Source organism: Streptomyces sp. WM6378 (assembly GCF_001279695.1).
In the GTDB taxonomy this organism is placed as follows: Bacteria; Actinomycetota; Actinomycetes; order Streptomycetales; family Streptomycetaceae; genus Streptomyces.
Map to the genome: position 1 here is coordinate 1 of NZ_LGDD01000068.1, position 6879 is coordinate 6879.

At 70.2% G+C, this 6879-nt stretch carries 7 protein-coding genes and 1 tRNA gene; 3 read left to right on the plus strand and 5 right to left on the minus strand.

Annotated elements, in window-relative coordinates:
* Positions 1 to 258: 258 nt before the first annotated feature.
* From serS to ADK54_RS08955, 3 genes are read right to left on the minus strand one after another with little or no spacing between them, the layout of a single operon-like run.
* Positions 259 to 1542, minus strand: coding sequence for a serine--tRNA ligase (gene serS / locus ADK54_RS08945; protein WP_053725014.1), 1284 nt, complete (start codon positions 1540 to 1542; stop codon positions 259 to 261).
* Between the two features lie 33 nt (positions 1543 to 1575).
* The gene (locus ADK54_RS08950; RefSeq protein ID WP_053725015.1) at positions 1576 to 3087 is read right to left on the minus strand and encodes an MmgE/PrpD family protein; all 1512 of its coding nucleotides are present in this window, start codon (positions 3085 to 3087) and stop codon (positions 1576 to 1578) included.
* A 6-nt stretch (positions 3088 to 3093) separates the two neighbouring features.
* Positions 3094 to 4056, minus strand: a complete 963-nt coding sequence (locus ADK54_RS08955) for a diacylglycerol/lipid kinase family protein (protein WP_234391979.1) — start codon at positions 4054 to 4056, stop codon at positions 3094 to 3096.
* A gap of 687 nt (positions 4057 to 4743) precedes the next feature.
* Between ADK54_RS08955 and ADK54_RS08960 the strand changes: the two genes are divergently transcribed.
* The 3 genes from ADK54_RS08960 to ADK54_RS08965 all read left to right on the plus strand — a co-directional run bounded on the left by ADK54_RS08960 (position 4744) and on the right by ADK54_RS08965 (position 6459).
* Positions 4744 to 5571, plus strand: a complete 828-nt coding sequence (locus tag ADK54_RS08960) for an AfsR/SARP family transcriptional regulator (RefSeq protein WP_063801921.1) — start codon at positions 4744 to 4746, stop codon at positions 5569 to 5571.
* A 181-nt stretch (positions 5572 to 5752) separates the two neighbouring features.
* Positions 5753 to 5823, plus strand: a tRNA-OTHER gene (locus tag ADK54_RS45790).
* Between the two features lie 180 nt (positions 5824 to 6003).
* The gene (locus ADK54_RS08965) at positions 6004 to 6459 is read left to right on the plus strand and encodes a GNAT family N-acetyltransferase (protein WP_053725016.1); all 456 of its coding nucleotides are present in this window, start codon (positions 6004 to 6006) and stop codon (positions 6457 to 6459) included.
* Positions 6460 to 6469: 10 nt separating this feature from the next.
* On the opposite strand, the gene ADK54_RS46690 is transcribed toward ADK54_RS08965, so the two are convergent.
* On the minus strand, positions 6470 to 6652 hold the full coding sequence (locus ADK54_RS46690; protein WP_199826906.1) for an acyl-CoA carboxylase epsilon subunit: 183 nt from the start codon (positions 6650 to 6652) through the stop codon (positions 6470 to 6472).
* 16 nt (positions 6653 to 6668) lie between these two features.
* Positions 6669 to 6879 (minus strand): carboxyl transferase domain-containing protein (locus ADK54_RS08970; protein ID WP_324610145.1); only part of this gene is annotated, 211 nt, incomplete at its 5' end.

The window sequence follows — 6879 nt, forward strand, 5'->3', positions numbered from 1 at the left end:
GTACAACGAGTACAAGACCCAGGACTCCGAGCACCTCCTGGAGACCACCGGCAAGGAGCTCCGCAAGCTCATGAGCTGGGTCCAGAACGACGAGGCGTAGACCAGAGGGGTGAGTAAGCCGTACGTCAGCGGGGCCGGACACGCCGTCCGGCCCCGCTCTCGCATGCCAACTCCGTTGATATTCACGGGAGTTACGTGACATGGCCGTGCCCCGGCACCGAAGCGCGGTGCCGGGGCATACGCATGCCGTCCGGACGGTCAGGGCAGGGGCGTGCCGTCCGCGGCGATGGTGCTGAAGCCGGTGTACGGCGTCAGGACCTGCGGGACGGTGATCGAGCCGTCCTCGCGCTGGTTCTGTTCGAGCAGGGCCACGACCGTGCGGCCGATCGGCAGGCCGGAGCCGTTGAGGGTGGCCGGGTGCTCCTTGCGGCCGTTGCGCTTCACGCGGATGCCGGCCCGGCGGGCCTGGAAGGTGCCGCAGTCGGAGACCGAGGAGATCTCCCGGAAGCAGTCCTGGCTCGGCAGCCACACCTCCAGGTCGTAGGTGCGGCGCGCGGAGAAGCCGAGGTCTCCCGCGCGCAGGTCGATGACGCGGTAGTGCAGGCCGAGCCGCCGCAGGCACTCTTCGGCATGACGGACCATCAGCTCCAGTTGGTCCGGCGCGTCCTCGACGAGGCACATCCGGACCATCTCGACCTTGGCGAACTCGTGCAGCCGGATGAGCCCGCGGGTGTCCCGGCCGTACGAACCGGCCTCCGAGCGGTAGCAGGAGGTGTGCGCGGTCAGGCTCAGGGGCAGCTCGCCCGCGTTCAGCGTCTCGTCGCGGTAGAGGTTGACGAGGGGCACCTCGGCGGTGGGGATGAGGAACAGCTCGCGGTCGGCGACCTGTGTGGCGAACAGGTCGTCGGCGAACTTCGGCAGCTGCCCGGTCCCCGTCATGGTCTGCCGGGTGACGAGATGGGGCACGCTGTGCTCCACGTAGCCGTGCTCCCTGGTGTGCAGGTCGAGCAGGAACGACGCCAGGGCCCGCTCAAGGACCGCTCCGGCGCCGCGGAACACCGCGAAGCGGGAGCCGGACAGTTTGCCCGCCCGCGGCAGGTCGAGCAGGTTCGCATCGGTGGCCAGCGCGACGTGGTCGCGCGGGGCGAAGCCGAAGTGCGGGGCGCTTCCCCAGCGGCGTACCTCCACCACCGGATCCTCGGGGCCGCCGTCGGGCGCCTGGTCGCTGGGGAGGTTCGGGATGCGCAGCATCACGTCCTGGAGCGCGTCCTCGGCCGCCCGCTGATCCGCCTCGGCCGCTCGGATCCGCTCCTTCAACTCCCTTGCCGTGTCCACCAGTTCATCGGGCCGGCGGCCGCCGAGCGAGGACAGCTCCCGGGTGAGGTCGTTGAGCTTTCGGCGGAGCGCGTCACGCTCGCCGATGGCGCCGGCCCGGCCCGCCACCAGCTTGTCGAGCGCCTCGTGGTCCAGGCCGTATCCACGGCGCCGGAGCCGCCCGACCGCCTCGGCGGCCGGCTCCAGCAAACTCTGCGCGTCGTGCACTTCTCCTCCTGGGGGATGCGGGCGTTGAAGGGATCACAGGCCGACGGCCTGAACGAGGACGCGGCGCAGTTGCTCCGGCTCCGCCCCGGCCAGCCGCGGCCAGAGGTCGGTGACGGCGGCGGGCCCGCCCGAGGAGCGGAACTTGGCAGCGATCAGGGCCTGGTGCCCGGCCCGCAGCTCCGGTCCGATGCCGCCGCGGGGAATCCGGTACTCACGGGTGAAGACCCGGCCGTCGCGCAGCACGACCCGTACCCGGGCCGGTGTCGGCTTGGCGGCCCGGGTGAAGTCCTCGGCGGGCGGGGCGGGCGGCGGGGCCAGGTCGACGAGGTCCCGGCCGCCGAACAGCTCAAGCCACCTGCGTCCCTCGGCGCCCGACTGGCGCAGCGCCTCGCCGAACGGGGCGTCCCCGGCCAGGAGTTCGCGGGTCATCTCCTCGTCGTGGACGAGCCGGACCTTCTCCGCCAGGCGCCACCGCTCGGAGGTTTCCACCAGCGGCGCGGAGAAGTCCTCGATGGCGAGGCCCCCGGTCAGCAGCGCGGTGGCCACCGGGTACGGAGTGGTGAGCACCAGGGCGCCGAGCGGGGTGCGGGGCCCGTCGAGATAGGACTGGGCCTTGCGGGCCGCGAAGAGGGTGTAGACCGAGCATTCCACGACCACCTCGGTCACGTCGTCGACGGCCCAACTGCCCATCTCCGTATGGAGATCGAGTGCGCAGTCGATGGCGGCGTCGATGCCGGGCCCGCCCGGGTGGAGCTTGAAGGAGAGGGTCTCGGTGTGCCAGCGCCGGCCGAGCCCCATGGTGACGGCATCGGGCAGCGGTACGGCGGCGAACTGGGCGAGGAAGCCGTCCGGGTGCTCGACGATGTCGTCCGCGCCGCGCAGCCCGCCCTCGGCGGCGTCGCACGCGTCCAGGCCCATCCGGACCGCGACGGGCACGTGCAGCATCCGGGCGTCGCTGTCGATGAAGCCCCGCATCAGCGTCCAGGGCGGCGCGCTGAGCGCCAGCGCCAGCGCGTCGCGCCACTGCCGCGCCGAGGCCCGCTCGCAGGCCAGGCGCCCGGCCACCGCGCCCACCAGATGCGTGTGCAGCGCCGTCTGGCCGCGGAACGGGCCGAGCGTGGCGGCGGCGGTGACGCGGGCCGCGCACTCGTCGGCCAGGATCACCGCCCGCAGCAGTTCGGCCCCCGAGAGCCCCAGGGCGTGGGCGTACGCGAGCGGGACACCCACGGTGGAGGGGCCCAAGTGTCCGGCGTACGCGGTGTCGTCGAGGTTGAGCCAGGCGCCCGCCCCGGCCAGCACCCGCGCCGACTGCGCGGTGTCTGCCTGGAAGGGGGCGCCCAGGGCGCGCGTCAGGCGCCGGCCGTCCTCCTGCGCCAGGCCCGTCCTGATGGCGGCGAGCTGCGACAGGAGATGGCTGGCGGCGAAGGAGACCACCCGCTCGGGCACGTCGGACAGTTCCAGAGCGCCGGCCCATTCGGCGAGCCGCCCCAGCTGACCGGCCTCGGGAACGACCGGCTCGGCCGCGGTCGCGACAGGTGCGGTCATGGCGGCTCAGCCCCCGGTCCGCTGGTGCGAGGCGAGGACGTGCAGGGCCCGCGGCAGCACCTCGACGGTGATCGAGGACCGGTCGGTGGGGACCACCTCGCCGTCGTGCTCGAAGTGCAGCGGCAGACCGTCGAGCCGCTCCAGCGTGACGGACCGGCCGCGCGCATAGGTGGACCCGCCGGCTTCGAGGTGACGGCCGGAACGCATCAGCTCCAGTGCCGTCGTGGTCGGAATGCTGGGGTCGACGACACACACGTCCAGCAGCCCGTCGTCGCGTATCGACTTCGGCAGCATGTTCAGCACCCCGGCCCGGTAGCGGCCGCCGCCGACGTTGGCCACCACGATCTTGCCGGAGTGCACCACCGCCCCGTCGACCAGGACCCGGCCCTCGTAGGGCTGGTACGTCTCCAGGGCCTCGGCGATCGCCCGCTGGTAGCGGGGGCGTCCGGACACGGGCAGCGACAGGGCCCGTGCGGTCGCCTCGGCGAACAGGCCGGTGCTCAGGCCGAGTACGACCATCCGGGAGAGCTCGGCGATCCACGCGAGGTCGATCAGCCGGCTCTCGGCGGCGCCGGTCAGCGCCGCGGTGAGCGCTTCGTGCCAGGGGGCGTCGTCCCAGAGCGAGCGGTAGTTGGAATTCGCCGTGCCGCCGGGCAGCACCACCAGCGGCGTGTGGTTGGAGGCGACCTCGACGAGACCCGTCACCACCTCGCGCAAGGTGCCGTCGCCACCGATCGACACGATCACGTCGGGGCGCGCCGGGCCGCGGAGCAGCTCGGCCACCACCTCGGTGGCGTGCCCCGGGCGGAGCGTCCGGACGATGTCGACCTCGTCGACATAATCCCGGCAGACCGTCGCGACCGACGCGAGATATTCTGCGGTGGTAGACCCTGCCTTTGGGTTCGCGACAATTGCCGCACGCTGATAGCGATGCCCGTGGGATCCGAACTCGTCCAAGGGGTTCTCCACCGTCCGTCACCAGTCCGTCAATGTCATTCATGCTGGGGCGCAAAAAGCCTGTGGAGTACACAGTGCTCGCCCCGCCTGATCCCCTTCTGACACGGTTCTGACCCGACGGCGACGCGTCGGCGCCCGCTCCAGTTGCCCGACGGTGCAACCATCCCCGCGCACCGGACTGATCTCAGCCGATTCCCGACGATCTCAGCCGCCCGCCGAGACCGCTGTCCAGCGGGTTGGCGACCGCCCGTTCTGCTGCCCGAAGTGCCGTCGGGCACGAAAAAGACGACCGCAAATGAAATGCATACGAGCAGGTCAGAGGCGTCAACGCGGGCATTCCTACGGCAAATCATTCGTAAAGGCACTTGTAGGGGAGGTGGGGGAATATGGAACGATCCAGCGATAGGCGGCGTTCGGCCACAGGTCATGGGTTGGCTGGAATAAAAAACGCTGCGATACGTTTGAATCGACCGGGGGAAACGGGGGGAATTGGCGCACTGCGCACGAAGTCTCTTGTGCGAACGAAGATCCTTTCGAGGTCGTTCTCAGGCAGATCTGCCGAAACGGACTGAGCCCCGACAGCACGCGGCACTCTGCTGCCGCGCCGGGCCGGCCACAACCCCATCGCACCTATGGCGGCGGCACGATCTCTTCGACTCGATTCGACACACGTGTGTTGGCCAATCCGAAGGTGGCGTGATGCTCAAGTTCCAGCTGCTGGGAGCAATAGGGGCGAGTTCGGAGAGGGGTGAATTACAGGTTTCCGGCACGCTGCAGAGCTCCCTCCTGGCAGCCCTTCTGGTAGCCGAGGGCAGCCCCGTGTCGAGGGACGCCCTGATCGACGAAATGTGGGGCAGCGAACCGCCGGACGCGGTCGAGAACGCCGTCCAGGCCCACGTCAGCCGACTGCGGCGCAAGCTCGCCGCACTCGAAGACGACCCGGACAGGTCCCGCCTGATCACCCAGCACGTCGGCTACCGCCTCGTCCTGGACGAGGGGTCCCTCGACGTGACCGTGTTCATGGAGGAGTACGAGCGAATAAAATCCACCGGCTCGTCCCCGGACGGGACGGCCAGGGAGATCCGGCACGTGCTGAAGATGTGGCGCGGCCCCATCTACGGCGGCACGGCCGTGGGCCAGTCCTGCCAGGCGGCCGCCGCCCGCTTCGAGGAGACCCGGCTCGCCCTCCTGGAGCTCCTCTTCGACTGCGACCTGGAGAACTTCGAACACCGGCGCATCATCCCGGAGTTGCAGACCCTCCTGGTGGAACACCCCTACAACGAGCGCTTCCGGCAGCAGCTCATGGTCGCGCTGTACCGGTGCGGCCGGCAGACCGACGCGCTCAACGTCTACCGCGAGCTGCACGGCAAGCTCTCCGAGGAACTCGGCCTCTCCCCCTCGCCGGTGATGCGGGACTACGAGCGCGCGGTCCTCGAACAGGACCCCTGCCTGCACGTGAAGTCCACGGTGCAGCGGGGAGCCGCGTCGCACCGCGGGGAGCGGCACCTGATGCCCGCCGGCAGGTGAGACACGGCGGCTGACGCACGCCCGGCCGGGACCGACCGGCCGGGCGTCGTCGTGTGTGCCCGCCCCGTCGAGAGTTGCCGAACTACGCGTGGGGCCATGTCAGTTAGGCGTCAGGGATGGGTCAGGTGGGTCTGGCATCGTAGTTGTTGTGAACGGCGAGGGAGACCGGAGCCGGGATCAGGGAGAGGTGCCCGGAGTGGTTGATGGTCGGATCCTTCGGGGTCTGCGCAGGTTCGAATCCTGCCCTCTCCGCAGCATGCGTTTCCGGGTTCGTCCTCTGCCCGGCCAAAGGCGCCGCGCCGCTCGTCGCCGCGCCAGTTCGTCCCCGCGGGCCCGCTGTTCGAGCGTGGCAGACTCGTCGACGCCGGGTGGACAGGCCCGGCCCCGACCCCACGCGGCCCTGAGCAGCGTGGCCTGGAGAGGACGAGCATCGTGAAGATCGAGGTGGACGACCTCACCGGCCCCGAGATCGCCGGGTTCCTCGACGAGCACGTCCAGCAGATGCGGTCCATCACGCCGCCGGAGAGCAAGCACACCCTCGACCTCGGTGCCCTCCGCGAGCCCGAGGTCACGTTCTGGTCCGTGCGGGACGGTGACGTCCTGGTGGGCTGCGGTGCCATCAAGCGGCTCGACGCGGGCCACGCGGAGTTGAAGTCGATGCGCACCGCGCCGCTGCGCAAGCGGGGCGGGGTCGGGTCCCTGCTGCTTGAGCACATCATCACCGAGGCCACGCGCATGGGCTTCACCAGGCTGAGCCTGGAGACCGGCACGGCCGAGTTCTTCCTGCCCGCCAGGAAGCTGTACGAGAAGTTCGGGTTCAGCCACTGCGAGCCGTTCGCCGGCTACCGGCCCGACCCGAACAGTACGTTCATGACAAAGCAGCTCTGAGCGCCCTCGGTCAGGACTGCCAGGAGTTGGGGGCCCGGTGATCCGGGGGGCGCCAACCTGCCTTGGAGCGGTCGTCCTTGACCGCGGGAGCGGGTTGGGCCGCGGCACACGCCAGGAGGACCGTGGCGAGGACGGCGACTTCTTCGGGGCCTGCTTCGCCCCGTTCTATGCGTACGACGGTATTGACGGTCACAGCGTCAACTCCCTTGCTATTGGGGTGGGTTGCCGTGTTTGCGGGACGGCAGGTCGGCGTGTTTGGTCTTGAGCATCGCCAGCGAGGCGATGAGGACGGCCCGGGTCTCGGCGGGGTCGATGACGTCATCGACCAGGCCCCGCTCGGCCGCGTAGTACGGGTGCATCAGCTCGGCCTTGTACTCCTTGACCATCCGTGCCCGCATCGCCTCCGAATCGTCGGCCTCC